The 25,916-nt window shown below is 73.5% G+C and carries 23 protein-coding genes; 4 read left to right on the forward strand and 19 right to left on the reverse strand.

What is annotated here, in order from left to right; all coding sequences use genetic code 11:
* Positions 1 to 110: 110 nt before the first annotated feature.
* Entirely contained in the window at positions 111 to 1,286 is a 1,176-nt protein-coding gene (locus OIE12_RS05570) for an ROK family transcriptional regulator (protein WP_329132333.1), read from the reverse strand.
* Between the two features lie 157 nt (positions 1,287 to 1,443).
* Here OIE12_RS05570 and OIE12_RS05575 point away from each other — a divergent pair, with 157 nt between their 5' ends.
* Positions 1,444 to 2,676 (forward strand): MFS transporter, encoded by a 1,233-nt coding sequence (locus OIE12_RS05575; RefSeq protein ID WP_329132335.1) that lies wholly within the window; start codon positions 1,444 to 1,446, stop codon positions 2,674 to 2,676.
* On the opposite strand, the gene OIE12_RS05580 is transcribed toward OIE12_RS05575, so the two are convergent.
* Positions 2,633 to 3,097 (reverse strand): acyl-CoA thioesterase, encoded by a 465-nt coding sequence (locus tag OIE12_RS05580; protein ID WP_329132337.1) that lies wholly within the window; start codon positions 3,095 to 3,097, stop codon positions 2,633 to 2,635. The genes OIE12_RS05575 and OIE12_RS05580 overlap by 44 nt on opposite strands.
* Positions 3,098 to 3,305: 208 nt before the next feature.
* Here OIE12_RS05580 and OIE12_RS05585 point away from each other — a divergent pair, with 208 nt between their 5' ends.
* Positions 3,306 to 4,697 carry a uracil-xanthine permease family protein gene (locus tag OIE12_RS05585; RefSeq protein WP_329132339.1) on the forward strand — a complete coding sequence of 464 codons (1,392 nt, stop codon included), beginning with the start codon at positions 3,306 to 3,308 and terminating at the stop codon, positions 4,695 to 4,697.
* Positions 4,698 to 4,823: 126 nt separating this feature from the next.
* A complete protein-coding gene (locus OIE12_RS05590; RefSeq protein WP_329132341.1) occupies positions 4,824 to 5,498 on the forward strand; it encodes a DUF5995 family protein in 675 nt (224 codons plus the stop codon).
* Between the two features lie 21 nt (positions 5,499 to 5,519).
* On the opposite strand, the gene OIE12_RS05595 is transcribed toward OIE12_RS05590, so the two are convergent.
* The 9 genes from OIE12_RS05595 to fmt all read right to left on the reverse strand — a co-directional run bounded on the left by OIE12_RS05595 (position 5,520) and on the right by fmt (position 16,405).
* Positions 5,520 to 7,217, reverse strand: coding sequence for a flavin monoamine oxidase family protein (locus OIE12_RS05595; RefSeq protein ID WP_329132343.1), 1,698 nt, complete (start codon positions 7,215 to 7,217; stop codon positions 5,520 to 5,522).
* 46 nt (positions 7,218 to 7,263) lie between these two features.
* Entirely contained in the window at positions 7,264 to 8,055 is a 792-nt protein-coding gene (locus tag OIE12_RS05600; protein ID WP_329132345.1) for a carbon-nitrogen hydrolase family protein, read from the reverse strand.
* Between the two features lie 123 nt (positions 8,056 to 8,178).
* Entirely contained in the window at positions 8,179 to 9,390 is a 1,212-nt protein-coding gene (locus OIE12_RS05605) for an MFS transporter (protein ID WP_329132347.1), read from the reverse strand.
* A 179-nt stretch (positions 9,391 to 9,569) separates the two neighbouring features.
* Positions 9,570 to 10,022, reverse strand: a complete 453-nt coding sequence (locus tag OIE12_RS05610) for an Lrp/AsnC family transcriptional regulator (RefSeq protein ID WP_030382402.1) — start codon at positions 10,020 to 10,022, stop codon at positions 9,570 to 9,572.
* Positions 10,023 to 10,069: 47 nt separating this feature from the next.
* Entirely contained in the window at positions 10,070 to 11,512 is a 1,443-nt protein-coding gene (locus OIE12_RS05615) for a GuaB1 family IMP dehydrogenase-related protein (protein WP_329132350.1), read from the reverse strand.
* Between the two features lie 228 nt (positions 11,513 to 11,740).
* On the reverse strand, positions 11,741 to 12,766 hold the full coding sequence (locus OIE12_RS05620) for a sugar-binding transcriptional regulator (protein ID WP_329132352.1): 1,026 nt from the start codon (positions 12,764 to 12,766) through the stop codon (positions 11,741 to 11,743).
* Positions 12,767 to 12,870: 104 nt separating this feature from the next.
* The gene (gene rpe / locus OIE12_RS05625) at positions 12,871 to 13,557 is read right to left on the reverse strand and encodes a ribulose-phosphate 3-epimerase (RefSeq protein WP_329132354.1); all 687 of its coding nucleotides are present in this window, start codon (positions 13,555 to 13,557) and stop codon (positions 12,871 to 12,873) included.
* A gap of 312 nt (positions 13,558 to 13,869) precedes the next feature.
* Positions 13,870 to 15,288: an RsmB/NOP family class I SAM-dependent RNA methyltransferase gene (locus OIE12_RS05630; RefSeq protein WP_329132356.1), complete on the reverse strand. Its 1,419-nt coding sequence runs from the start codon at positions 15,286 to 15,288 to the stop codon at positions 13,870 to 13,872.
* Positions 15,289 to 15,472: 184 nt separating this feature from the next.
* On the reverse strand, positions 15,473 to 16,405 hold the full coding sequence (gene fmt / locus OIE12_RS05635) for a methionyl-tRNA formyltransferase (RefSeq protein WP_329132358.1): 933 nt from the start codon (positions 16,403 to 16,405) through the stop codon (positions 15,473 to 15,475).
* A gap of 318 nt (positions 16,406 to 16,723) precedes the next feature.
* Here fmt and OIE12_RS05640 point away from each other — a divergent pair, with 318 nt between their 5' ends.
* Positions 16,724 to 17,260 carry a hypothetical protein gene (locus tag OIE12_RS05640; RefSeq protein WP_329132359.1) on the forward strand — a complete coding sequence of 179 codons (537 nt, stop codon included), beginning with the start codon at positions 16,724 to 16,726 and terminating at the stop codon, positions 17,258 to 17,260.
* A gap of 146 nt (positions 17,261 to 17,406) precedes the next feature.
* On the opposite strand, the gene OIE12_RS05645 is transcribed toward OIE12_RS05640, so the two are convergent.
* The 8 genes from OIE12_RS05645 to OIE12_RS05680 form a co-directional block, all read right to left on the reverse strand.
* Entirely contained in the window at positions 17,407 to 19,530 is a 2,124-nt protein-coding gene (locus tag OIE12_RS05645; protein WP_329132361.1) for a primosomal protein N', read from the reverse strand.
* 108 nt (positions 19,531 to 19,638) lie between these two features.
* Complete coding sequence (gene metK / locus OIE12_RS05650; protein ID WP_329132363.1) at positions 19,639 to 20,847, reverse strand: methionine adenosyltransferase; 1,209 nt, start codon at positions 20,845 to 20,847, stop codon at positions 19,639 to 19,641.
* A 239-nt stretch (positions 20,848 to 21,086) separates the two neighbouring features.
* Complete coding sequence (coaBC, locus tag OIE12_RS05655) at positions 21,087 to 22,289, reverse strand: bifunctional phosphopantothenoylcysteine decarboxylase/phosphopantothenate--cysteine ligase CoaBC (RefSeq protein ID WP_329132364.1); 1,203 nt, start codon at positions 22,287 to 22,289, stop codon at positions 21,087 to 21,089.
* Positions 22,290 to 22,452: 163 nt separating this feature from the next.
* A complete protein-coding gene (gene rpoZ / locus OIE12_RS05660) occupies positions 22,453 to 22,725 on the reverse strand; it encodes a DNA-directed RNA polymerase subunit omega (RefSeq protein WP_003982715.1) in 273 nt (90 codons plus the stop codon).
* 41 nt (positions 22,726 to 22,766) lie between these two features.
* Entirely contained in the window at positions 22,767 to 23,360 is a 594-nt protein-coding gene (gene gmk, locus OIE12_RS05665; protein ID WP_329132367.1) for a guanylate kinase, read from the reverse strand.
* A gap of 37 nt (positions 23,361 to 23,397) precedes the next feature.
* Positions 23,398 to 23,721, reverse strand: coding sequence for an integration host factor (locus OIE12_RS05670; protein ID WP_329132369.1), 324 nt, complete (start codon positions 23,719 to 23,721; stop codon positions 23,398 to 23,400).
* 233 nt (positions 23,722 to 23,954) lie between these two features.
* A complete protein-coding gene (gene pyrF, locus OIE12_RS05675; protein WP_329132371.1) occupies positions 23,955 to 24,809 on the reverse strand; it encodes an orotidine-5'-phosphate decarboxylase in 855 nt (284 codons plus the stop codon).
* A complete protein-coding gene (locus OIE12_RS05680) occupies positions 24,806 to 25,912 on the reverse strand; it encodes a quinone-dependent dihydroorotate dehydrogenase (RefSeq protein WP_329132373.1) in 1,107 nt (368 codons plus the stop codon). The genes pyrF and OIE12_RS05680 overlap by 4 nt, the downstream gene beginning before the upstream one ends.
* Positions 25,913 to 25,916 lie beyond the last annotated feature (4 nt).

Raw genomic sequence — 25,916 nt, forward strand, 5'->3', positions numbered from 1 at the left:
GAGGGGCGCGGGGAACTGCGCGAAACGAGGCGAAGCCTCGTGCGGGGTTACAGGGGCGGAGCCCCTGAAGGACGGGAAGGGCAGGGGCGACGGGGGCGAGAAAACCCCCGTCAGACGAGCCGCGCCGCGAACACCGACTCCTGCGCCGCGTCCCGCGCCGTCAGCAGCGCCCCCCGCAGTACCGCCGCACCCCCCAGCTCCCCCACCCGCACCTCCGTCGGCAACGGCGACATCCCCGCCAGCCGCTCCGCCACCCGCCCCGCCAGCTCCTCCCCACCGGCCTGCCCGACCTCGCCGCCCAGCACCACGCACCCGGGATCCAGTACCGCCACCACGGACGCCACCCCCACGGCCAGCCGCTCCGCGAGCACGTCGAGGAAGTCCGACGCCCCGCCGTCGATGCCCGCCCGCACGAGCGCCGCCGCATACGCCCCGGGCTCCCCCGCGGGCGCCGTCACCCCGTACCGCCCCGCGAGCCGCACCACCGCCTCCGCGCCCGCCAGCGCGTGGAAACCCCCCGCGCAGTCCGTCGCCGACGGCAGACCCCCCGTGCCCGGCACCGGCAGGAAGCCGATCTCCCCGGTCCCGCCGGAGGCACCCCGCCGCAGCACGCCGTCGAGCATCACGGCGGCCCCGGTACCGTGCCCGAGCCACAGCAGGACGAACGTGTCGCGGTCGCGCGCGGCCCCGTCGCGACGCTCGGCCAGGGCCGCGAGGTTCGTCTCGTTCTCGACGAGCACCCGCGCGGGGAGCCGCTCCTGCAGCGCGGCCACCAGCCGCCGGTGCCACTCGGGCAGCCCGGAGGAGTCGCGCAGCACCCCCGTGGCGGGGTCGATGAGCCCGGGCGCGCCGATCCCGACGGTGTGCAGCCGGTCCGCGCCCGCCTCCTTGGCCGTGCGCTCCACCAGCGCCACCGCCTGCTCCACCGCCGGCCCGGTCCCCGTACCGTCGCCGATCGGCACGGACGCCTCGGCGAGCACCGAGCCGAGCAGATCGGCCACGACGACCGCGACCCCCTCGGTGCGCACGTCGAGCGCGGCCAGGTGCGCGCGCCCCGCGACGATCCCGTACAGCCGCGCGTTCGGCCCGCGCCGCTGCTCCCCGGACTCCCCCACCACCTCGATCAGCCCGGCGACGGCAAGACGTTCGACGAGGTCGGCCACCGTGGGCCGGGACAGTCCGGTGAGCTGCTTCAACTGCCCCGCCGTCAGCGGACCGTGCTCCTGCAGCAGCCGCAGGGCGAGCCGGTCGTTGATGGCCCGGGCGGTACGCGGGGATGCGGGCATGCCGGGATCCTTCCAGACGGGACGGCCCGGGCGGCCGGGGGCACCCTCACGCGGCGCCCCCGGCCGCCCGGCCATGAAACGGCTATCTATCAGGCAGGGTTCCTGATAGTTTACGGCGGTCACCGCACAGGGACGGCTCCGGGGAGGGAAGACAACGATGGCGGACGTGGTCGGAACGGGCGACAGGGTCCACGACAGGCGCACGGTGAAACGCGCCCGGTACGCCGTGGGCGCCGTGTTCGCCGTGCACGGCGCGGTGACGGGCTCGTTCGCGACCCGGGTGCCCTGGATCCAGGACCACGCCTCGGTCAGCGCGGGCCAGCTCGGCCTGGCGCTGGCCTTCCCGGCGCTCGGCGCGGCGGTGGCGATGCCGCTCGCGGGCCGGATCACCCACCGCTTCGGCTCCCGTACGGCGCTGCGCGGACTGCTCGCGCTGTGGACGCTCTCCCTGATCCTGCCGTCGCTCTCGCCGAACGTGTACGCGCTGTGCCCGGCCCTGTTCGTCTACGGCGCCGCCGCGGGCATGTCGGACGTGGCGATGAACGCGCTGGGCGTCGAGGTGGAGAACCGTCTCGACAAGTCGATCATGTCGGGACTGCACGGCATGTGGAGCGCCGGCGCCCTGCTCGGCTCGGCCGGCGGCACGCTCGCCGCCCACCTGGGCAGCGACGCGCGAGTGCACCACGCCCTGGCCGCGGCCGTCCTGACCGTCCTTGGCCTGGTGGCCTGTCAGTGGGTGCTGGACCTGCGGCCCACCGAGGACGAGGAGCCGCCGCCGCGGTTCTCGCTGCCGCCCCGGTCGGCGCTGCTCATCGGCGCGGTCGGCTTCTGCGCGGTGTTCGCGGAGGGCGCGAGCCTGGACTGGTCGGCGGTGTACCTGCGGGACCGGCTGGAGACGTCGGCGGGGCTCGCGGCGGCCTGCACCACGGGCTTCACGCTCACGATGGCGGTCGCGCGGATCGCGGGCGACGCGGTGGTGGACCGGTTCGGCGCCGCCCGTACCGTACGTACCGGCGGTGTGCTGGCGACGCTCGGCGGGCTGATGGTCGTCCTGGCCGGGCACCCGGCGGTCGCCATGACCGGCTTCGCCCTGATGGGTCTCGGCATCGCCGTGGTCGTCCCGCTGTGCTTCGCGGCGGCCGGGCGCAGCGGGCCGAACCCGAGCCAGGCCATCGCGGGCGTGGCGACCATCACCTACACCTCGGGCCTGGTCGCCCCCGGCGCGATCGGCACGCTGGCCGAGGCGACCAGTCTGATGGTGTCGTTCGGCCTGGTGACGGTGCTGGCGTGCGGCCTCGCGGTGTTCGCCGGGGTACTGCGGGCCGGGGACCGCGACCGGCAGCGGATCAGCGGTGGTCCGGGTGCAGCAGTTCCCGACCCACGGCCCTGAACCGCTCGCTCCACGGCGCGGGCCGCAGCGTCGCCGCATCGAGCCGCACCAGCACCCGGCTGCCGCGGGCGTACGTGACGGCCCCGTCCGCCGAGCAGAACCGGAATCCGTACGTCAGCCCGGTGGTCCCGAGCCGCTCCAGCCACAGGTGCACGGCGTAGGCGCCGGGCCGGCTCACCGGCGCCTCGTATCCGATCCGCAGCTCCCGCACGGCGTTGCAGAAGTCACCGGCGGCCTCCCAGTCCCCCTCGTACCCGCCGAACCCGTACCCCTGCCACAGCTCGGCCCAGGCCCGCTCGACCATGACCGGATACCGGGCGTTGTGCAGCAGCCCGAGCGCGTCGAGATCGTCGAAGTGAACGGTGGCGGGGATCAGCCGCCCGTACGACAGTGCGGGCGCGGCCGGGGCTTCGGCGGTCACGGGGCGACTCCTGAGAAGCGGATGGGGACGTTCCAGGCCGGCCCACCGAACCCGGTCAGCCCGCCCCACCCATCCTAAGCACCCGCTCAGCACCCTTCTGAGAAGGGGCTCTCCACACCACCTCCCCGGACCCGATGGCGGAAAAGCGGCGTCGAGCCCCGACAATGGGTCGGACAGCGCCGTACGTACAAGAAAGCGAACCCTCACCATGGACCTCGGCGTCCGCTGGAAACTGCACGGAGACGGACGCGTACCGGCGCCCGGGGCGGTCGTACGCCCCGACGAGCGCCTGTCGTGGCCCCGGACGATCGGACTCGGCGCCCAGCACGTGGTGGCGATGTTCGGCGCGAGCTTCGTCGCCCCCGTTCTCATGGGTCTCGACCCGAACCTCGCCATCATGATGTCCGGCGTCGCCACGGTGATCTTCCTTCTTGCCACCCGCGGCCGGGTGCCCAGCTATCTGGGCTGTTCGCTCTCCTTCGTGGGCGTGGCCGCGGTGATCCGGGCACAGGGCGGCACCAGCGCCACCGTGACCGGTGCGGTGCTCGTGGTGGGGGTGGTGCTCTTCCTGGTGGGCGTGGCCGTGCAGCGGTTCGGGGCGCGGATCATCCACGCCGCGATGCCGCCGGTCGTCACCGGCGCGGTCGTCATGCTGATCGGCTTCAACCTGGCGCCGGTGACCGCGTCCACGTACTGGCCGCAGGACCAGTGGACGGCGCTGCTGGTGATGCTGTTCACCGGGCTCGCCGTGGTGTGCCTGCGCGGTTTCTGGTCCCGGGTGGCGATCTTCCTCGGGCTGGTCTTCGGGTACGTGTTCTCCTGGGCGCTCGACCGGGTGTTCGGCAGGATCCACTCGGTGGACGGCAGCGGGAAGGTCACCGACCACTGGCGGCTGGACCTGTCCGGGGTCGGCCACGCGGACTGGATCGGGCTGCCGTCCTTCCACGGGCCGTCGTTCCAGTGGTCGGCGATCCTGGTCGCGCTGCCCGTCGTCATCGCGCTGGTCGCCGAGAACGCGGGCCATGTGAAGGCGGTCGGCGAGATGACCGGCGACCCGCTCGACGACAGGCTCGGCACCGCGATCTCCGCGGACGGCGTGGCCTCCGTCCTGTCCACCGCGGTCGGCGGCCCGCCCAACACGACGTACTCCGAGAACATCGGTGTGATGGCCGCGACCCGCGTCTACTCGACCGCCGCCTACTGGGCCGCCGCCGGCTTCGCGCTGCTGTTCGGCGTCTGCCCGAAGTTCGGCGCGGTGGTGGCCGCGGTTCCCGGCGGGGTGCTCGGCGGGATCACCGTCATCCTGTACGGCATGATCGGGCTGCTCGGCGCGCAGATCTGGAGCAACTCCCGGGTGGACCTGCGCAATCCGCTCAACCTGGTGCCGGCCGCCGCGGGCATCATCATCGGTGTCGGCAACGTGTCGCTGAAGTTCAGCGACAACTTCTCGCTCAGCGGCATCGCGCTGGGCACGGTCGTCGTCATCACCGGTTACCACGCGCTGCGGCTGTTCGCCCCCGAGCACCTCAAGCGGCAGGAGCCGCTGCTCGATTCGGGCACGTCGGCGTACGACGAGGAACACCGGACGCGCGCGGACTGACGTCCCTGCCGCTCGCCGCCCGGGTCCGCCGCCGTCCCCCGCTCGGCCCACCCCCCGCGTCCCCCGTTCCGGGGAATGCCCTCGTCCTCGGGCGCCCTGGCGGTGGGGGCCTGGGACGCTGCGGGCATGGTGCGGTTGGAGCAGTCCGTGGTCGGTGTGGGTGGCGTCGTGGTCCGGATGCGCGCGCTCGGCGCGGGCTGGCCGGAGCGGGACGGGGTGGCGGTGTTCAACCGCGTCTATCTCGCGGTCACCGAGGAGCTCGGCCGGCGCATCGACGCCGGGGAGTTCCCGGACCGCCGCAGTGCGAGCACGCTCGACGTCCGCTTCGCCGAGCGGTATCTCACGGTGGCCGAGCGGGGGCCGGTGCCCGCGTGCTGGCGGCCGTTGTTCCAGTTCCGCCGCCATCCGGGCGTGCGGCCCCTCCAGTTCGCGCTCGCCGGGATCAACGCGCACGTCGGGCACGACCTCGCCCTGGCCGTCGTGGACGCCTGCCGGGAGCTCGGCTGCGCACCCGAGGAGTTGGAGGACGAGTTCGAGCGCGTGGGCGACGTCCTCGTCGCGCTGGAGGAGCGCATCCGCGAGGAGCTGATGCCGGGTCCCGACCTGCTGCAGATCGCCGACCCGCTGACCCATCTGCTGGCTTCCTGGAGCCTGGAGCGGGCGCGGGAGGCCGGCTGGTCCGCCGCCCGCACGCTGTGGGCGCTGCGCGGACTGCCGGAGCTGGCCGAGGAGTTCGCGGACCGGCTGGACGCGGTGGTGGGCCTGGCGAGCCGCATGCTGCTCACTCCGCTGGACCGGTAAGAACGGGGCTTCCTCCACCGTTCAGTCCTCCGGCAGCTCCACCGGCGCGATCTCGTCGTAGACGTCGCCCGGGCCGGGGTTGGTCGCGTCACTCGCGCCGCCCAGGTGGTGCATGACGCCCCAGACCGCGTTGAGCGCGGTCTGCACGGCGCCCTCGGCCCAGCCCGCCGTCCAGGAGATGTCGTCGCCTGCCAGGAAGATCCCGCGTTTGTCGGCGGGCAGCCGGTCCTGCATGAAGTGGGTGAACAGGCGCCGCTGGTAGCGGTAGTGGCCGGGCAGGTTGGCCTTGAACGCGCCCATGAAGTAGGGCTCGTTCTCCCAGGAGACGGTCACCGGGCTGCCGATGACGTGCTTCCTGATGTCGACGCCCGGATAGATCTCACCGAGGGACTTCAGCATCACCTCCATCCGCTCCTGCGCGGACAGCGGCAGCCACTTCAGGCTGTCGTCGCACCAGGTGTAGGAGAGGCAGATGACGGCGGGCCGGTCCGGGCCGTCGTCCAGGAGGTAGGTGCCCCGCGTCATGCGGTCGGTAAGCGTCATCGACATGACGTCCCGGCCGGTGCGCTCGTCCTTGTCCAGCCAGAACGGCCGGTCGACGGGCACGAACAGCTTGCTGGACTCCATGTAGTGGGTGCGCTCGATGGCCGTCCAGTGGTCGATCGGGAAGAGCGCGTCGTCGCAGGCGATCTTCGAGAGCAGCATCCAGGACTGCGCGGTGAAGACCGCCGCCCTGTAGGTGCGGATGTCGCCGTGCGCGTCCGTCACCGTGATGCGGTTGCCCGCCGTGCGGTGCAGCCGGGTCACGGCGGGGCGCGGCTCGCCGTCCGGGTGCAGCGACTTCAGCGAGGTGCCGTACGGCCAGTGGACGATCTTCTCCGGTTCGCGCTCCCAGAGCCTGAGCGGCAGCTGCTGGGAGCCGCCGACGATGCCGCGGTGGTGGTCGTCGGCCTCGGTGTAGACGACGCGGAGGATCTCCAGGATGGAGTTGGGGAAGTCGGTGTCCCAGCCGCCGGTGCCGAAGCCGACCTGGCCGAAGATCTCGCGGTGCCGGAAGGACTTGAACGCGTCGGAGTCGCAGAGGAAACCGTAGAAGGTCTGGTTGTCGAGCTTCTCGACCAGCCTCGCCCAGATCTCCCGGATCCGCGGCACGTCCCGTGTCCGCAGGGCCCGGTTCATGTCGGAGAAGTCGGCGCCCTCCTCCAGGCACCGGGCCCACGCGTCGGCCACGTCACGGTAGACCTGCGGCAGGTCGGCCAGGGTCTCGGCGTAGTGCGACTCGCCCTTGAGGTCGACGACGGTCGACGGGGTGGCCTCCGCGAGGGGGTTGGGGAACGGCCGGGTCTCGAGGCCCACCAGGTCGATGTAGTGCTGGAGCGCCGTGGAGGACGGCGGGAAGCGCATCGCGCCCATCTCGGCGGTCAGCGAAGGGTCGCAGCCCTCGAAGCCCACCGTCCGCAGCCGGCCGCCGATCCGGTCGGCCTCGTACACCACCGGCTTCAGGCCCATCTTCATCAGCTCGTAGGCCGCGACGATGCCGGACAGTCCGCCCCCGATGACCGCGATCTCCGTGCCGTGCTCGGTGGCCGGGACCTGGCCGAGGCCCGCCGGGTGGGCGAGGAAGTCGTCGTAGGCGTAAGGGAAGTCCGGGCCGAACATGGTGATCGGCGGCTGCTGCCCGTCGGCGTGCTCGATCGCGTTGGGCACGGTGGACGTCATGGGGTACGGACTCCTTGCGCGGGTGGTACGGGGAGGGCGGTGGGTGTCAGACGAGGGAGCCGTAGAGCCCCGGGCGGCGGTCCGCCAGATACGGGTTGGCCTCGCGGGAGGCGGCGAGGAAGCCGGGGTCCGCGTCGGCGAGGAGCAGTTCCTCGGCCCGTCCGGCCCGGACGCGGGCGACGCCGTCGGGCCCGGCCAGCGTGGAGAGCCCGACGAACTCGAACTCGCCCTCCAGGCCGACCCGGTTGACGTACGCCACGTACAGCTGGTTCTCGAACGCGCGGACGGGCACGAGGGACTCGGCGACGAACTCGAAGGGGTGCGGCTGCGCCGTCGGCACCAGCAGCAGATCGGTGCCGGCCAGGGCGTGGGCGCGGACGTTCTCCGGGAACTCCACGTCGTAGCAGATCATCAGGCCGACGGTCAGGCCGTCCAGCTCGGCCTGGACGACCTGCCGCTCACCCGGGGTGAAGTGGGCGCGCTCGAAGGGGCCGTAGAGGTGGGTCTTGCGGTAGTTCGCGAGCCGGGTGCCGTCGGCGGCGACGAGCTGGACGGAGTTGAAGACGGCAGCGTCGGACGTCCGTTCGGGGTAGCCGTAGGCGACGGCGAGGCCGTGGCGGGCGGCGGTCTCCGCGATCGCGTCGGCGGCCTCGCCGTCGGCGGGCTCGGCGAGCCGGGCGAGGCCGTCGCCGATCGCGTACCCGGTGAGGAACAGCTCCGGTGTGACGAGCAGCCCGGCCCCGTGGGCGGCGGCCCGGCCGGCGGCCTCGTCGAGCACCTTCAGGTTCTCGACGACGGAGCCGGGGCGGCCGGAGCTCTGGAGCAGGGCGGTGCGCATGCGGGGTCCTCACCGGGAACGGAGGGGGTCGGGGATCGCTTAGACGGTACGGTCGGGCGGCTCGGGCGGACAAGGCGGAGCCGTTGCGTGCGGGTGCGCGCTTCGTTGCGTCTGGCGGGCTACCTACGGCGATTCGTTGCGCGCCTTCCGTGGGCGGCCCACCGTCGCCAGCAGGGCCGCCGTGAGCAGGTACGGAGCCGCGCCCCAGGCGAACGCGGTGGCGTGGCCGGCGGCCGTGGCGAGCGCCCCGTACCCCGCGTACACGGCGACCGTGGTCAGCTCGCTGCCGAAGCCCGCCACCGAGGTGAGCGTCGCCCGGCCGGTGTCCTCGATGCGCCGTTGGAGCCGTGCGTCGGCGAGCACGACCGCCAACTGGAGGCCGCCGAAGGCCAGGGCGACCAGCGCCAGACCGGCCCGACTGCCGGACGCGGCGCCCACGCCCAGCGCGCACGCGGCGCCCGCCAGCAGCGCGGCGAGTCCGCGGCTGCCGAGCCGGGAGCCGGGTTTGGCCAGCAGGCCGCCCGCGGTGGCGCCGGCCCAGATCAGCAGCAGGTACCAGGGCACGGTCGGTGCGGCGACGCCGGTGGCGCGCACGAGCAGCGGTGTGTACTCGTCGAGGGCACCGAAGACGGCGGTCACGGCCGGGACCAGCAGCAGCGCCCCGCGTACGGAACGGTCGGCGCGGGCCTCGTCGAGCCCGGCCCGCAGGGTCGCGGTCCAGCGGTCGGCGCCGGCGGCCGGGGTGCGGTGCTCGGGGAAGCGGGTCGCCGTGCCCGCCGCGAGCAGGCAGGTCAGGACGCTCGCCGTGCCGACGGCGAGGTAGCCGCCCCGGGCGAACACCGGTCCGGCGAGGGCCATCGCGGCCATGACGGCCACCAGTCCGCAGGCACGCGCGCGGCCCATGAGCCCGGCGTACCGGCCGGCCGCGTCGAGCCGCTCCAGCTCGTCGTACACCAGTGCCGCCAGGGTGCCGGAGCCGAGCGCTCCCCCGGCGCCCCACAGCACGAAGCCGACGGCGAAGGAGGCGTACGAGGGGACGAGCACCCACAGGGCGAAGCCGGCGGCGGTGAGCAGCGGGGCGAGCGCGAGCAGCCGGCGCCGGGAGGTGGCGTCGGCCCAGGCGCCGGAGGGGACCTCCAGTACGACGCCGGTGAGGGACCACAGCGCGAAGAGCGAGGAGATCTGCCGGACGGAGAGCCCGGTGTCGCTGAACAGCAGCGCGTACACCGGATAGAGCAGCACGAACTCGTCGAGGAACGCGTAGCCGTAGAGGGTGCGCGTGAGCCGCCGGAGGCCGGTGGCGGGGGTGGAGACGGGCGCGGGCGAAGGGCGCATCGAGCCTTCCCGAGGTCGGTTGTCGGACGCCGGACGTGAGGACGTACGGCATCCGAGGCGGACCTCGGGAGGCACGGGAAGCGCGGGCGCGACGGGCGCGGGCAGGGGATCAATGTCGCCAGGTCATGCCGTGAGGGTAGACCGGCGGGGCGGGCGGTGTCCCCTCGATATGCGAGGGCCTACGTCGGCGCTCCCGACGAGAAGCGGCGCAGCAGGGGGGAGAGCACCAGGACGGACTTCGTGCGTTCCACGAAGGGCTCGCCCGCGATCCGTTCCAGGACGCGTTCGAAGTGGCGCATGTCCGAGGCGAAGACCTGCACGACCGCGTCCGCGTCGCCGGTGACGGTGGACGCCGCCACGACCTCCTGGTAGCGCTCCAGACCTCGCCGGATGGTCTCCGGCGAGGTGTTGCGCCGGCAGAAGATCTCGACGAACCCCTCGGTCTCCCAGCCGAGCGCCACCGGGTCCACGCGGACGGTGAAACCGGTGATGGCGCCGGTGGAGCGCAGCCTGTCGACGCGCCGCTTGACGGCGGGCGCCGACAGGCCGACCAGCTGCCCGATGTCCGCGTAGGAGCGCCGCGCGTCCTCGGCGAGGGCGTGCACGATGCGTTCGTCGAGATCGTTCAGCACGGGTGGTGGATCACTTCTGCTCAGTGGGGCGTCGGCAGGGGGTCGGCTCAGCTCCAGCTGGCGTGCAGGGGCTTGCCCTCGGCGTATCCGGCCGCGCTCTGGATGCCCACGATGGCCTTCTCGGCGAACTCCTCCAGGGAGCCGGCCCCCGCGTAGGTGCAGGAGGAGCGGACGCCCGCGATGATCGCGTCGATGAGGTCCTCGACGCCCGGGCGGGCCGGGTCCAGGAACATCCGCGAGGTGGAGATGCCCTCCTCGAACAGCGCCTTGCGGGCGCGGTCGTACGCCGACTCCTCCGAGGTGCGGTTGCGCACGGCACGCGCGGAGGCCATGCCGAACGACTCCTTGTACGGGCGTCCGTTGGCGTCGTGCTGGAGGTCGCCGGGCGACTCGTACGTGCCCGCGAACCAGGAGCCGATCATCACGTTGGAGGCGCCGGCCGCGAGTGCCATGGCCACGTCGCGCGGGTGGCGCACACCGCCGTCGGCCCACACGTGCTTGCCGTACTTGCGGGCCTCGGCCGCGCACTCCAGGACGGCGGAGAACTGCGGCCGGCCGACGCCGGTCATCATCCGGGTGGTGCACATGGCGCCGGGGCCGACGCCGACCTTGATGATGTCCGCGCCCGCGTCGATCAGGTCCTTGACGCCCTCGGCGGAGACGATGTTCCCGGCCACGATCGGCACCTGGGGGTCGAGGTCGCGGACCAGCCTGAGCGCGCTGATCATCGACTCCTGGTGGCCGTGCGCGGTGTCGATGACGAGGGTGTCGACGCCCGCGTCGAGGAGCTGCTTCGCCTTGCCCGCGACGTCGCCGTTGATGCCGACGGCGGCGGCGACGCGCAGCCTGCCGCGGTCGTCGGTGGCGGGCGTGTAGAGCGTGGCGCGCAGGGCGCCGGTGCGGGTGAGGATGCCGGCGAGGCGGCCGTCGGCGTCGACGGCGGGGGCGTAGCGGCGGTTGGCGCCGTCGAGCCGGTTGAAGGCCTCGCGGGGGTCTATGTCCGCGTCCAGGAGGAGCAGGTCCTTGGACATGACCACTTCGAGCTGGGTGAAGCGGTCGACGCCGGTCAGGTCCTGGTCGGTGACGACGCCCACGGGACGCCGGTTCGCGTCGACGACGACGCCGGCGTTGTGGGCCCGCTTGGGCAGCAGGGCGAGGGCGTCGGCGACGGTCTGGTGCGGGGCGAGGACGATCGGGGTGTCGAGCACGTGGTGGCGGCTCTTGACCCAGGTGAGGACGTCGGTGACGACGTCGATGGGGATGTCCTGCGGGATGACGACCAGGCCGCCGCGGCGGGCCACGGTCTCGGCCATGCGGCGGCCGGCGATCGCGGTCATGTTGGCGACGACGAGGGGGATGGTCGTGCCGCTGCCGTCGGGGGAGCTGAGGTCGACGGACTGGCGGGAGCCGACGGTGCTGTGGCGGGGGACCATGAAGACGTCGTCGTACGTCAGGTCATAGGGCGGCTTGATGTCGTGGAGGAAACGCACGTACTTGATTCTTACACGGGCGATGGCCGGAAGGGATGCGGAGGATCGTCCAGGGCGGGCGGGGGTGCGGTTGGAGGAACGTCCAGGGGATTGGCGGGCGCATTTTCTCGCCCCCGCCGCCCCTTTCCTCCCCCAAGCTCTCGGCTTCGCTCGAGCAGGGGGGACCCCCATCGGCCCCGGGGGCCGCGCCCCCGGACCCCAAAAGATCGCGCAGTTCCCCGCGCCCCTTCAGACCCCGTCGGGATCCGCCCGGCTGAGCGCAGCCCGCGGGGACGGCCCCGCCGTCATCAGCGCGTCGGCCGCCGACGTGTCCGTGACAAGGCTCGTCACGAGCCCCGACCGCAGCACCGCGTCGATCGCCGCCGCCTTCCGCTGGCCGCCCGCGATGGCGACCACCTCGGGGACCCGCCGCAGCTGGTCCGCCGTGACCGTGATGCACCGCTCCCCCAGGTCCCGCCCCACCCGGCGCCCCTCGGCGTCGAACAGATGCGCGGACATCTCGGCGGCGACCCCGAGAGTGGCGTAGTGGGAGCGCTCCTCCTCGCTGAGCATGTCGTGCACCGTGGAGATGCCCGCCTCCCAGGAGCCGATGGAGACGCAGGCGACGGTCACCTTGTCGAAGTACTCGAACGCCCGCGCGATCCCGGTCTGGTGCCGCAACGCCGCCGCGGTCGCCGCGTCCGGGAGCAGCATCGGCGCGTAGATGGGGTGCGCGTCGCCCCCGGAGACCTGCGCGGCCCGCCGTACGGCCTCCACCGAGCCGCGCTCGGCGGTCCCGGCGTCGTACACGCCCGTGAGCTGTACGACCGTGCACGGCGGCAACCGGTCGAGGGCGGCCGCCATGTGGATGGTGGAGCGCCCCCAGGCGAGCCCGAGGACATCACCCTCGGTCACCAGTTCGCCCAGCAGATCCGCGGCGACCTCGCCGAGGTTCTCCGGGTCGGGCGACTCGTCCACGTCGGCCGGCGACTCGACCACGACGGCGTGCCGCAGGCCGTAGCGGGCCCGCAGCGCGTCGGAGCGCTCGGCGTCCAACTCGGCGGGGACGCGGATCTCGATGCGTACGAGATCCCGTTCGAGGGCGGTCTCCAGGACCCGGGCCACCTTGAAGCGGCTGACGCCGAACTCCTCGGCGATCTGGATCTTCGATTTGCCCTCGAGGTAGAAGCGGCGTGCCATGGCCGCCGCCTGCACCAGCTCAGCGGGTCCCATCCGCATCGCCGACCGGCCCGCCGACATACCCGACACGGCCATCTCCTCACTGCTGTGCTGCTGTTCACATTCTCGATTCGCCGTTCATCCTTGCAGATCCGTGGATCTCGATCAGCCCGGACGGTCGGCGTTCAGCTCGCGTTGGCTCAGTGGTCGCATGCCCAGGAAGCGCCCGCCGTCACGTTCTCGGCCTGGGTGCGCAGGGCGCGGACCGCCGCGGCCGGGTCGTCGGCGCCGTAGACCGCGCTGCCGGCGACGAAGACGTCCGCGCCCGCCTCCGCGCAGCGCTCGATCGTGGCGGCCGAGACGCCGCCGTCGACCTGGAGCCACAGGTCGAGGCCGTGCTTGCCGATCAGCTCCCGGGTGCGGCGGATCTTGGGCAGCATGATGTCGAGGAAGGCCTGGCCACCGAAGCCGGGCTCGACCGTCATGATCAGCAGCATGTCGAGCTCGGGCAGCAGGTCCTCGTACGGCTCGATCGGCGTCGCGGGCTTCAGGGCCATGGAGGCGCGGGCGCCCTTGGCGCGGATCTCGCGGGCGAGCCGCACGGGGGCCGCGGCCGCCTCCGCGTGGAAGGTGACGGAGGAGGCGCCCGCCTCGACGTACTGGGGCGCCCAGCGGTCGGGGGCCTCGATCATCAGATGGCAGTCCAACGGGGTGTCCGTCGCCCGGGCCAGCGACTCCACCACCGGCACGCCGAGCGTGAGGTTGGGGACGAAGTGGTTGTCCATGACGTCGACGTGGAGCCAGTCGGCCCCCTCGACCGCCCGCGCCTCGTCGGCGAGACGCGCGAAGTCGGCGGACAGGATGCTGGGGTTGATCTGCACGGCCATGCCTCAAGCCTCCCATGCCGAAGCCGCGGGCTTCGCCCTGCGGGGCGCCTCAGGGCTCGGGGGTGCGTGTGATGCGGCGACTGCGGGTGGTCCTGGGCTGCTCGCGCCCCCGCTAGGGGCGCGGGGAACTGCGCGACAAGCCCCCACTCACCCGCACCCGCCCCACAACCTCACCCACCCGAGCTCTGAAGCGCCGGGGTCCAAGGGGCGGAGCCCCTTGAAGGGACGATGGGGGTCCCCCCTGCTCGAGCGAAGCCGAGAGCTTGGGGGAGGGTAGGGGCGGCGGGGGCGAAAACCCTCTGGACGCGCCCCTCAGGAAACCCGGCGCACCAGCGCCAGATACATCGCGTCCGTACCGTGCACGTGCGGCCACAACTGCACGTCCGGCCCGTCCCCCAGCGCGGGCACTCCCACCAACAACGGCCGCGCGTCCAGCAACTCCGCCCCCGGATGCCGCTTCAGCACATCCCCCACCACCGCCCGCGTCTCGGCGAGATGCGGCGAACACGTCGCGTACCCCACCACACCCCCCACCCGCACCGACCGCAACGCCATCTCCAGCAACCCCCGCTGCAACGGCGCGAACCCGTCCAGATCCTCCGGCCGGCGCCGCCACCGCGCCTCCGGCCGCCTGCGCAGCGCCCCCAGTCCGGTGCACGGCACATCCACCAGCACCCGGTCGAACGTCCCGGGCCGCCACGCCGGCCGGGTCCCGTCGGCGGTGACCACCTGGTACGGCCCGGGGTTGCCGTGCAACGCGTTGGCGACCAGCCCCGCCCGGTGCGGCTGCTTCTCCGCCGCGACCAGCGCGGCCCCCCGCTCCGCGGCGAGCGCGGCGAGCAGCGCCGCCTTGCCGCCGGGCCCGGCGCACCCGTCGAGCCACAGCGCGTCGCGCCCCTCCACGGGGGCGTTGGCGAGGGCGAGCGCGACGAGCTGACTGCCCTCGTCCTGCACCCCCGCGCGCCCCTCGCGCACGGCCTCGACGGCCCCGGGCTCGCCGCCCTCGGTGAGCCGGACGGCGTACGGCGACCAGCGCCCCGGCTCGGCGGCCGGCTCACGCAGCAGTTCCTCGGCGGTGGCCCGGCCGGGACGGGCGACGAGGGTGACCTCGGGGCGTTCGTTGTCGGCCTCGAGCAGCTCCTCGATGCCGGCCCGGCCGCCGCCGAGGGAGTCCCACAGCGCGGAGACGATCCAGCGGGGGTGCGAGTGCACGACGGCGAGATGGTCCTCGGGGTCCTCGTCGTACGGCGGCGCGACCTGCTCCAGCCAGCCGTCGAGGTCGTGCCGGGCGACCTTGCGCAGCACGGCGTTGACGAACTTGGCCCGCCCGTCGCCGAGCACGACGCGGGCCAGCTCGACGGAGGCGGAGACGGCGGCGTGCGTGGGGATGCGGGTGCCGAGGAGTTGGTGGGCGCCGAGGCTGAGCACGTCGAGCACCGGCGGGTCCACCTCGCGCAGCGGCCGGTCGACGCAGGCGGCGAGGACGGCGTCGTACGTGCCCTGCCGGCGCAGTGTGCCGTAGACCAGCTCGGTGGCCAGCGCGGCGTCCCGGCCGTCGAAGCCGTCCTTCTCGCGGGCCTTGCGCAGCAGCGGGGGCAGGACGAGGTTGGCGTACGCGTCCCGTTCGTCCACCGCGCGCAGCGCCTCGAAGGCGAGGATGCGGACGGGGTCCTTCTGGGGCCGGCGGTAGGGCTTGCCGGGCTTACGGGGACGGCGGGGCTGATCGCTCACGAAAAAGGTGCTCCGGGTCGCAGAACGGGCTGTCCGCCCAGCCTACGCGGTGTGCGCCGGGCACCCGGCGGCGAGCGTACGGGCCGCGTCCAGGCCCTCCGGCCGTGGCCGGGCGCACCGACCGTGCTCGGGCGGCGCCGGCGGGCGCACCTGCCCAGCCGTCGCGACGCGCCGCCCCCCGCCGTCAGCCGCCGAGCCGCTCCTCCTCGGCGATCCGCACGCCACGCGCCCAGTCGGCCGCGCGCATCGGCTTCTTGCCCTGCGCCTGCACCCACAGCAGCTCGACGGCGTACGAGCCCGTGCCGACGTGGACGCTGTTCTTGCCGACGGCGAGGGCGCCCGGGGCGAGGTCGGTGCGCTCGGGAGCGAGGGTGAGCTGGATGAGCTTGAGCCGCTCGCCGCGGAAGGTCGTCCAGGCACCGGGGGCGGGGGTGCAGCCGCGGACGACACGGTCGACGCGGAGGGCGGGGGCGGACCAGTCGACGCGCGCGTCCTCCACGGTGATCTTCGGAGCGAGGGTGACGCCCTCGGCGGGCTGCGGTACGGCCTTGAGGGTGCCGTCCTCGATGCCGTCCATGGTGGCGGCCAGCAGTCCGGAGCCGGCGAAGGCGAGCCGGGTGAGCAGGTCGCCGCTGGTGTCGGTGGGGCGGATCTCCTCGGTGACGGTGCCGTAGACCGGACCCGAGTCGAGCCCCTCCTCGATCAGGAAGGTGGAGGCGCCGGTGATCTCGTCGCCCGCCATGAGGGAGTGCTGCACGGGGGCGGCACCGCGCCAGGCGGGCAGCAGCGAGAAGTGCAGGTTGACCCAGCCGTGGGCCGGGACGTCGAGGGCGACGCGGGGCAGCAGGGCGCCGTAGGCGACGACGGGGCAGCAGTCGGGGGCGATCTCGCGCAGCCGGGCCAGGAAGTCCTCGTCGCGGGGCCGGCGCGGCTTGAGCACCTCGATGCCGGCCTCCTCGGCCCGCTCGGCGACGGGGCTGGCGATCAGCCGACGGCCCCGTCCGGCCGGGGCGTCGGGGCGGGTGACGACCGCGGCGACCTCGTGCCGCCCGGAGGCGATCAGGGCGTCCAGGGCGGGGACGGCGACCTCGGGGGTGCCTGCGAAGACGAGCTTCATACGGGTGTGTCGGCCTCTCGGGCAGAGTTGCGTACCGGCGGCGAAGTCGTCCCAGTCTATGGCCCGGTACCGACAGCGCCGGGCGTGGCCCGGTACCGGGCCGGGCCGGGGGGGTGCGGGCGGGTCCGGCGGGCGTACGGGAATGCTTCCGCGCCCCCACACCGTGACCAGTCACGCAAAAACGCGTTGGTCAAGAAGGAGTTGACCCCGACGGATCGGCCCGCCCGGTCCAGACCCTGCTGCACCGTCTCTTCCGCTACTCATCTCTTCCTCCACTCATTCCCTCATCTCCTCATCGCCGGTTCGAGAGGCTTGTTCATGGCCGACCACGCAACCCACGACGCCCAGGCCCGGGCCAGCCTGCACTTGCTGGTGCGGGACATCGAGCGGGTCCGCCGGCAGGTGGACGCGCTGCGCACGCTCACCGCCCAGCTCGGCAACGTCTACCGTCCGCGCCGCTCCGGCCCCTCCGCGGGCTTCGTCGTCTACGGGCGGGCCCCCGCCCCGACCGTCCGCCTCGCGCAGGAACTGCGGGACAGCGTCGAGACCCTGGTCACGGCGGCCGTGGACTTCGACCGCTCCCTGGGCTTCTCGTGGGACGCGGTGGGCTCCGCGCTCGGGGTCACGAAACAGGCGGTGCACCGGCGCTACGGTGCGCGCAGGGCGGCGGCGCAGGCCGCCGCCGAGGCGGAGCGCACGGCGGAGCCGGCGGGGTCGCCCCGGCCGGTCAACGTCGGCTCCGGGCTGCCCACGGTGCCGGCGGCGCGGGCGATGCCGACGCAGCCGAAGGCGGGCAGTCCGTCGCTCCGCGACGACCCCCGGCCTCCGGCGTTCCCCACCCCCCGCAACGGCTGACGCCACGCGGAGCCCCGGGCGCGGTGTCGCCCGGGGCTCTGCCCCGGGGCCCGGTGCGTTGTCGCCGGGTGTCCGCCCTGGCCCCTGGTGCGTTGTCGCAGCCGGGGCTCCGTCCCGGGACGGAGTGGGCAATGGATACGGGGCCGTCAGCCGATGTCCGGTGGATCGATCCGGATGCGCACCTCCGCGCCCGCGCCCCGAGCCATCCGGGCCGCCTGTGCCGTCTTCAGGGCCGCCGCGAGGTCCGCTCCGCTGCCCGGTGGGACGCGGACCAGCGCGCGTTCCGCCGCCGTCGGCGGGACGGCGCCGGCCGGGGCGGTGACCGGGACCGGGCCCAGTGTCTCCGCGTCCCCGGGCAGCTCGACCACCTCCAGGAACTCCGTCACCGCGCCCACCGGTCCCGTCACCGCCGCCATGCGGAACACCGGCGGGAATCCCAGCTCGCGCCGCTCCCCGAGCTCCCGCACCGCGTGCCCGGCCGGATCCCACCGCACCAGCGCCTGCACGGGCCGCAGCGTGGGCTCGGCGACGACCACCACCGTGCCCCCGGCCGGCTGCGGCCGGACCAGCGCGGCCGCGCCGATCCACCGCCGCAGCGCCTCCTCGCCGGCCCGCAGGTCCGGCCGGCCGAGCATCGCCCAGCCGTCGAGCAGCAGCGCGGCCGCGTACCCGCCCTCGGCGACCGGCTCGGCCCCTGGCGTGCTCACCACCAGCGCGGGTGTCCCCGGCACCGTGTCCAGTACGTGCTCGCGCCCCGACGTGCGCACCGGCACCGCCGGGAACGCCCGCCCCAGTTCCTCCGCCGTCCGGCGCGCGCCCACGATCTGCGCCCGCAGCCGGAACCCGCCGCACTCGGGGCAGTGCCAGGCCGGCTCCTCGGTGCCGCACCACACGCACCGCAGCTCGCCGGCGTCCCGTGCCTCCAGCGGCCCGGCGCAGCGCCCGCAGCGGGCGGGTTCCCGGCACTGGGCGCAGGCCAGCCGGGGTACGTACCCGCGTCGCGGCACCTGGATCAGCACGGGCCCGTGCCGCAGCCCCTCGCGAAGCGTCTGCCAGGCGAGCGTGGGGAGCCGGGCGGCCCGGGCGGCCTCGTCACGGGCCAGGTCCTGGTCCCCGACGGTCCGCACCAGCGGCGCGGCGGCGCGCACCTGTTCGCGGTCGGCGACCAGCGGCGCGGCCCAGCCGCTCTCCACCAGCTGCGCGGCCTCCACCGTGCAGCTCCAGCCGCCGAGCAGGAACGCGCACCGGTCGCGGGTGGCGCGCAGCTCCAGCACCTCCCGGACGTGCGGGAAGGGCGCGTGGTCGTCGCTGTGCCCGGAGTCGCCGTCGTCCCAGACGACGACCAGGCCGAGGTCGCGTACCGGTGCGAACATCGCGGCGCGGGTCCCGACGACGGCCCGCACCGCTCCCCGGCGTACGGCGAGCCACTCGCGGTAGCGCCGTTCCTGTCCCGCGTCGGCGGTCAGCACCACGTGCTGTCCCTCGCCCAGCAGGGCGGTGAGCGCGGCGTCGACCCGGCCCGCGGGCCGCCCGGACGGGACGACGACGAGTGCGCCCCGGCCCGAGGCGAGCGTCGCCGCCACGGCCCGGGCGATCTCCTCGGCCCACTCGGGTCCTGGCAGCGCCGTCCACACCGCCCGTGGCGCACCGCCGGTGGCCAGGGCGCGCAGAAAGCCCTCGCCCCGTCCGTAACGCCGCCAGCTGCCGGGCTCGGGCGGCGCCGGCACGGCCGGTGGCGGGTCCGACGCGCGGGCCTCGGCGCGGGCGTGCCGGGGCGGCACCGCCAGCTGCAGCACGTCGGCGAGGCTGCCCGCGTACCGGTCGGCGACGGCGCGGGCGAGCCCCAGCAGCTCGGGGTCGAGCACGGGTTCCGGCGACACGACCTGGGCGAGGGCGGCCAGCGGCCCGGCGTAGTCGGACTCGGCGACCCGCTCGATCAGGAACCCGTCGATGAGGCTCCCGCCCTCGCGCCGCCCCTCCCGCACCGTGCGCCCCCCGGCGCCGAACCGCACGCGCACCCGCACCCCGGGCTGCGCGGCTTCGTCCAGCTCCTCGGGCACGGCGTAGTCGAAGTACCGGTCGAGGTGCAGCACACCCTTGTCGACGAGCACCCGGGCCACCGGCAGCTCCTTGGCCAGCGCCGCACCGCGCCAGGTACGCGGCTTGGCCCGGGGCACCTTGGCCTTGCGCACACTCTCGCGAATCAACGCGAGCTGCTCCGGCGGCACACCCTCACCCCCGGCCCCCACCGTCCCGTCCTCGCTGCTCACACCAGCATTCTTACCAAAGGCCACTGACAACGGACGGGGTGTCCGCATGCCGCGGGCCCGGCCCCCGGGGAGGGGCCGGGCTCGCGGAAACGGCTGGAAGCGCTCGGGTCAGAGACCCGCAGCCTCGCGCAGCGCGTCCACCCGGTCCGTGCGTTCCCAGGTGAAGTCGGCGAGTTCGCGGCCGAAGTGGCCGTACGCCGCCGTCTGGGCGTAGATCGGGCGGAGCAGGTCGAGGTCGCGGATGATGGCGGCCGGGCGGAGGTCGAAGACCTCGCCGATGGCGGCCTCGATCTTCTCCGCGTCGACCTTGGCGGTGCCGAAGGTCTCCACGAAGAGGCCCACCGGCTCGGCCTTGCCGATCGCGTAGGCGACCTGGACCTCGCAGCGGGAGGCCAGGCCCGCGGCGACCACGTTCTTGGCGACCCAGCGCATCGCGTAGGCGGCCGAGCGGTCGACCTTGGACGGGTCCTTGCCGGAGAAGGCGCCGCCGCCGTGGCGGGCCATGCCGCCGTAGGTGTCGATGATGATCTTGCGGCCGGTGAGGCCGGCGTCGCCCATCGGGCCGCCGATCTCGAAGCGGCCGGTCGGGTTGACCAGCAGGCGGTAGCCCTCGGTCTCCAGCTTGATGCCGTCGTCCAGCAGGGCCTTCAGCTCCGGCTCGACGACGAACTCGCGGATGTCGGGGGCGAGCAGCGACTCCAGGTCGATGTCGCTTGCGTGCTGGGAGGAGACGACGACGGTGTCCAGGCGGACCGCCTTGTCGCCGTCGTACTCGATGGTGACCTGCGTCTTGCCGTCCGGGCGCAGGTAGGGGATGGTGCCGTTCTTGCGGACCTCGGACAGGCGCTTGGACAGCCGGTGCGCCAGGAAGATCGGCAGCGGCATCAGCGTGGGCGTCTCGTCCGAGGCGTAGCCGAACATCAGGCCCTGGTCGCCGGCGCCCTGCCGGTCCAGCTCGTCGTCGTCGCCCTCGACCCGGTTCTCGTAGGCGGCGTCCACACCCTGGGCGATGTCGGGGGACTGCGCGCCGATGGAGACGGAGACACCGCAGGAGGCGCCGTCGAAGCCCTTCTTGGACGAGTCGTAGCCGATCCCGAGGATCGTGTTGCGCACCAGCGTCGCGATGTCCGCGTACGCCTTGGTCGTGACCTCGCCGGCCACGTGCACCAGGCCGGTGGTGATCAGCGTCTCCACGGCGACCCGGGAGGTCGGGTCCTCCTTCAGGAGCGCATCGAGAATGGTGTCACTGATCTGGTCAGCGATCTTGTCCGGGTGACCCTCGGTGACTGACTCCGAGGTGAACAGGCGACGGGACACAACGCTCCCTGGGGTTGCAGCGGCTGCTGGCTGATCATTGGTGGACGGGCCGGGAGCTGCGCCCGGCAACGTCCGGTGACAGTTTATCGGTCATGCCCGGCCACGGGCCCACCCGTCTCGCCTCTCGGGCCCACTGTGACCTGCGGCACGGGCATTCTGCCCAATGCCGGGCCCGCTTTCCAGGGGCCCGGACACGGTGCGCGAGCGGAGTGGGCGGGTCCGCCGGACGGCCGGCGCGTTCAGGTGAGGCGCGTGGCCACGAGGTCCCAGACGGTGTCGGCCAGGGCCTCCTTCGGCCCGTGCGGCACGGGGGTTTCACTGCCGTCGGCGCCCAGGACCACCGCCTCGTTCTCCTCGGCGCCGAAGGTGCGGTGCTCCCCCACCTCGTTGACGACGAGCAGGTCGCAGCCCTTGCGCGCCAGCTTGGCGCGGCCGTTGGCGAGGACGTCGTCCGTCTCGGCGGCGAAGCCCACGATCACCTGCCCGGGCCGCGCCCGGTCGGCCGATATCTCCGCGAGAACGTCCGGATTGCGCACCAGCGCGACCGGTTCGGGCTCCTGGCCGTCCTTCTTCTTGATCTTGCCGGCGGCGTAGGTGGCGGGGCGGAAGTCGGCGACCGCGGCGGCCATGACGACGGCGTCGGCGTCGGCGGCCGCCTTGAGCACGGCCTCGCGCAGCTGGACCGCCGTGCCCACCGGGACGACGTCGACGCCCGCGGGGTCGGGCAGCGCGGCGTTGGCGGCGATCAGCGTGACCCGGGCGCCCCGCGCGGCGGCGGTGCGGGCCAGGGCGTAGCCCTGCTTGCCGGAGGAGCGGTTGCCGAGGAAGCGGACCGGGTCGAGCGGTTCCCGGGTGCCGCCGGCGCTGACCACGATGTGCCGCCCCGCCAGGTCGGGTTCGGCCGCCCCCCGGGCCAGGACGCGGCGGCACACCTCGAAGATCTCGGCCGGGTCGGGCAGCCGGCCCTTGCCGGTGTCGACGCCGGTGAGCCGGCCGACGGCGGGCTCGATCACGACGGCGCCCCGGCGGCGCAGCGTCGCCACGTTCTCCCGGGTGGCGGGGTGCTCCCACATCTCGGTGTGCATCGCGGGGGCGAAGACGACCGGGCAGCGGGCGGTGAGCAGGGTGTTGGTCAGCAGGTCGTCGGCGAGGCCGTGGGCCGCCCTGGCCAGCGTGTCGGCGGTGGCCGGGGCGACCACGACGAGGTCGGCGGCCTGGCCGATGCGCACGTGCGGCACCTCGTGGACGTCGTCCCAGACCTCGGTGGAGACCGGGTTGCCGGAGAGCGCGGACCAGGTGGCGGCGCCGACGAAGTGCAGCGCGGAGGCGGTGGGGACGACACGGACGTCATGGCCGGACTCGGTCAGCCGGCGCAGCAGCTCGCACGCCTTGTAGGCGGCGATACCGCCACTGACCCCCAGGACGACCTTGGGCTTGCTCACCGGGTTCACCGGGCCTCCCCGTTCTCGACACCCGTACGCCTCGGCTCGTCGGCGTACGGGTTCCATGACACACCACAGGCCCGGCAGTCGCGCTGCCGGGCCTGTGGAAAAACCAGCTGCAGTCTGAAAATCCGACCACGAAATCTGGCCGCCGTGACCGCACTTACTGCGCCGGGCCCTCGACGGCCTCGGAGGTCAGCAGACCGGCGTTGATCTCGCGCAGGGCGATCGAGAGCGGCTTCTCGTGGACGTGGGTGTCGACGAGCGGACCGACGTACTCGAGGAGGCCCTCGCCGAGCTGCGAGTAGTACGCGTTGATCTGGCGGGCCCGCTTGGCCGCGTAGATCACGAGGCTGTACTTCGAGTCGGTGGCCTCGAGGAGCTCGTCGATCGGCGGGTTGATGATGCCCTCGGGCGCGGTGATGGAAGAGGACACGCTCTACCTTCCGAAAAGGGGGATGGGATCGAAGAAAACGATCACACTACGTCCATCAAGGCTAGCAGCTCGCGCGCCACGTCCTCGACGGAGGTGTTGACAAGGGTCACGTCGAACTCCGACTCGGCCGCGAGTTCGATCTTCGCGGCCTCCAGCCGGCGCTCGATCACCTCGGGCGGCTCCGTGCCGCGACCGGTGAGCCGGCGCACCAGCTCCTCCCAGGTGGGCGGGGCCAGGAACACCAGCTGGGCCTCCGGCATGGACTCGCGGACCAGCCGGGCGCCCTGGAGGTCGATCTCGAGGAGGACGGGTTCGCCGGCCTCCAGCCGCTCCGCCACGGCGGCGCGCGGCGTGCCGTAGCGGTTGCCGGCGAACTCGGCCCACTCCAGGAGCTCGCCGTTGGCGATCAGCTTGTCCATCTCCTCGTCGGTGACGAAGAAGTAGTGGACCCCGTGCTTCTCCCCGGGGCGGGGCGTCCGGGTCGTCGCCGACACCGAGAGCCAGACCTCGGGGTGCTCCTTGCGCATATGAGCGACGACCGTGCTCTTGCCGACCCCGGAGGGGCCGGAGAGCACGGTCAGCCGCGGACGTGCGTCCGGGGGTACGGGGGTCGTCCCCCGGGGTGTTACAGCCATGCGGCGATTATTCCAGCAATCCCGGGGTGCCCCGGACTCAGCCGGCCTGGCTCCCGAACTCGCGCTCCAGGGAGGCGATCTGGTTGGAGCCGAGGCCGCGGACCCGGCGGCTCTCGGAGATGCCGAGCCGCTCCATGATCTGCTTGGCGCGGACCTTGCCCACGCCCGGCAGGGACTCCAGGAGTGCGGAGACCTTCATCTTGCCGATGACGTCGTTCTTCTGGCCCTGCTGGATGACCTCGTGAAGGGAGGCGCCGGAGTGCTTGAGTCGATTCTTCACCTCGGCCCGCTCCCGGCGAGCCGCGGCGGCCTTTTCGAGCGCGGCTGCGCGCTGTTCGGGGGTAAGGGGCGGAAGAGCCACGCCTACGTCACCTCGGATGTCGAACTGTCGGATACGGACCGGTGAGGAACCTAGTCGTCCCACACCAGGTGAGCCACGAGCAACACGCTTGCCCGTTCACTCTCGACGGAGACTAGCGGTCAAGTCCGCGAGAGTCAGCGAGAACAGCGGAAAAGTCCTGGTCAGCCTCTGTCGAGCCCGACATTTACGGCATACCGGCCCGGATTTGAGCCTGTATTCAGGCTCAAGTGCTGTCAAGAGGCCGCCACAACCGCCCTGACCTCCTCCGCGAAGCGGTCCGAGGCCGTCCGCAGCGCCCCGGCGTCGGGCCCGTGCCGGAGCACGCCCCGGCTGACGTTGGGCACCACGTCGCGCAGCGCCGCGCCGAAGACGCGCGGGAGATCGGCCGGCGTGGCGCCCTGGGCGCCGATGCCGGGCGCCAGGAGTGGGCCGTTGATCGCCAGGTCGTACGACGACAGGTCGCCGAGCGTCGCGCCGACGACCGCGCCGAAGGAGCCCAGCGGCTCCTCCCCCGCGTTTTCGGCGGCCAGGTGCGCCAGGACCGTGGCGCCCACGTTCCGGCCCCCGCCGTCCCCGGCGCGCACCGCGTGCTGCACCTCGCCGCCCTCCGGGTTGGAGGTGAGCGCGAGGACGAAGAGCCCGGCGCCGCTCTCCCGGGCCAGCTCCACGGCCGGTCGCAGCGACCCGTAGCCCAGGTACGGCGAGACGGTGAGCGCGTCCGAGTACAGGGGCGCGTCCTTGTGCAGGAACGCCTCGGCGTAGGCGGCCATGGTGGAGCCGATGTCGCCGCGCTTGGCGTCCATGACGACGAGGGCGCCGGCCGCCCGCGCCTCCTGGACCGACTTCTCCAGGACGGCGATGCCGCGCGAGCCGAAACGCTCGAAGAACGCGCTCTGCGGCTTCAGGACGGCGACCCGGTCGGCCACGGCCTCGACGACCGTGCGGCTGAACCGCTCCAGGCCGGTCACGTCGTCGTTCAGGCCCCAGTCGGCCAGCAGGGAGGCGTGCGGGTCGATGCCGACGCACAGCGGGCCGCGCTCGTCCATGGCACGGCGCAGCCGTGCGCCGAAGGGTTCCATCACCGTCATGCGTGCTTCCTCACGTCGGCGCCGACCGCGTCGGCGAGGGTGGCGTACGGGCTGGTGCGCAGGCGGGCGGCGAGGCCCTTGTGGATCGCGCGGCCCCAGAAGGGGCCCTGGTAGATGAAGGCGCTGTAGCCCTGGACCAGGGTGGCGCCGGCCAGGATGCGCTGCCAGACGTCCTCGGCGTCCTCGACGCCGCCGACGCCGACCAGGGTGACGCGGTCGCCCACGCGCGCGTGCAGGCGGCGCAGCACCTGAAGGGAGCGTTCCTTGAGCGGGGCGCCGGAAAGCCCGCCGGTCTCCTTCACCACCGAGGCGTCGGCGCGCAGTCCGAGGCCCTCGCGGGCGATGGTGGTGTTGGTGGCGATGATCCCGTCCAGGCCGAGTTCCACGGCGAGGTCGGCGACGGCGTCCACGTCCTCGTCGGCCAGGTCGGGCGCGATCTTGACCAGCAGGGGCACCCGGCGTCCGGTCACCGCGCGGTCGGCGGCCTCCCGGACGGCGGTCAGCAGCGGGCGCAGCGCCTCGGTGGCCTGGAGGTCGCGCAGGCCGGGGGTGTTGGGCGAGGAGACGTTGACGACGAGGTAGTCCGCGTGCGGGGCGAGCCGCTCGGCGGACTTCACGTAGTCGGCGGCGGCCTCTCCCTCCGGGACGACCTTGGTCTTGCCGATGTTGACGCCGAGCACCGTACGGAAGACGGGGGTGCGGGCGGCCAGGCGGGCGGCGACGGCGGCGGAGCCGTCGTTGTTGAAGCCCATGCGGTTGATCAGCGCCCGGTCCGGCACCAGGCGGAACAGCCGCTTTTTCGGGTTGCCGGGCTGCGGTTCGCCGGTGACGGTGCCGATCTCGACGTGGTCGAAGCCGAGCATCGCCAGTCCGTCGACGGCGACGGCGTTCTTGTCGAAGCCGGCGGCGAGCCCGAAGGGACTGTGCAGGCGCAGCCCCAGCGCCTCGGTGCGCAGTTCCTTGTGGCGGGGGGCGAGGGCCGCCGCGACGAACGTGCGCAGCACGGGGACGCGGGCGACGAGGCGGATCCAGCGCACCGCCAGGTGGTGCGCGCGTTCCGGGTCCATGCGGGAGAAGACGAGCCGGAAGAAGAGCGGGTACATGTGG

The organism is Streptomyces sp. NBC_00670 (genome assembly GCF_036226765.1).
Classification (GTDB): domain Bacteria; phylum Actinomycetota; class Actinomycetes; order Streptomycetales; family Streptomycetaceae; genus Streptomyces.

What these genes read in the sequence shown, in the direction of transcription:
- OIE12_RS05620 (WP_329132352.1), bottom strand. Translation starts at nt 12,766, where the DNA reads ATGGCCGTGTCGGGTATGTCGGCGGGCCGGTCGGCGATGCGGATGGGA.
- OIE12_RS05640 (WP_329132359.1), top strand. Translation starts at nt 16,724, where the DNA reads ATGGCCGACCACGCAACCCACGACGCCCAGGCCCGGGCCAGCCTGCAC.
- OIE12_RS05575 (WP_329132335.1), top strand. Translation starts at nt 1,444, where the DNA reads ATGGCGGACGTGGTCGGAACGGGCGACAGGGTCCACGACAGGCGCACG.
- OIE12_RS05605 (WP_329132347.1), bottom strand. Translation starts at nt 9,390, where the DNA reads ATGCGCCCTTCGCCCGCGCCCGTCTCCACCCCCGCCACCGGCCTCCGG.
- OIE12_RS05570 (WP_329132333.1), bottom strand. Translation starts at nt 1,286, where the DNA reads ATGCCCGCATCCCCGCGTACCGCCCGGGCCATCAACGACCGGCTCGCC.
- OIE12_RS05680 (WP_329132373.1), bottom strand. Translation starts at nt 25,912, where the DNA reads ATGTACCCGCTCTTCTTCCGGCTCGTCTTCTCCCGCATGGACCCGGAA.
- fmt (WP_329132358.1), bottom strand. Translation starts at nt 16,405, where the DNA reads ATGAAGCTCGTCTTCGCAGGCACCCCCGAGGTCGCCGTCCCCGCCCTG.
- OIE12_RS05585 (WP_329132339.1), top strand. Translation starts at nt 3,306, where the DNA reads ATGGACCTCGGCGTCCGCTGGAAACTGCACGGAGACGGACGCGTACCG.
- pyrF (WP_329132371.1), bottom strand. Translation starts at nt 24,809, where the DNA reads ATGACGGTGATGGAACCCTTCGGCGCACGGCTGCGCCGTGCCATGGAC.
- OIE12_RS05590 (WP_329132341.1), top strand. Translation starts at nt 4,824, where the DNA reads ATGGTGCGGTTGGAGCAGTCCGTGGTCGGTGTGGGTGGCGTCGTGGTC.
- OIE12_RS05600 (WP_329132345.1), bottom strand. Translation starts at nt 8,055, where the DNA reads ATGCGCACCGCCCTGCTCCAGAGCTCCGGCCGCCCCGGCTCCGTCGTC.
- OIE12_RS05595 (WP_329132343.1), bottom strand. Translation starts at nt 7,217, where the DNA reads ATGACGTCCACCGTGCCCAACGCGATCGAGCACGCCGACGGGCAGCAG.
- gmk (WP_329132367.1), bottom strand. Translation starts at nt 23,360, where the DNA reads ATGGCTGTAACACCCCGGGGGACGACCCCCGTACCCCCGGACGCACGT.
- rpe (WP_329132354.1), bottom strand. Translation starts at nt 13,557, where the DNA reads ATGGCCGTGCAGATCAACCCCAGCATCCTGTCCGCCGACTTCGCGCGT.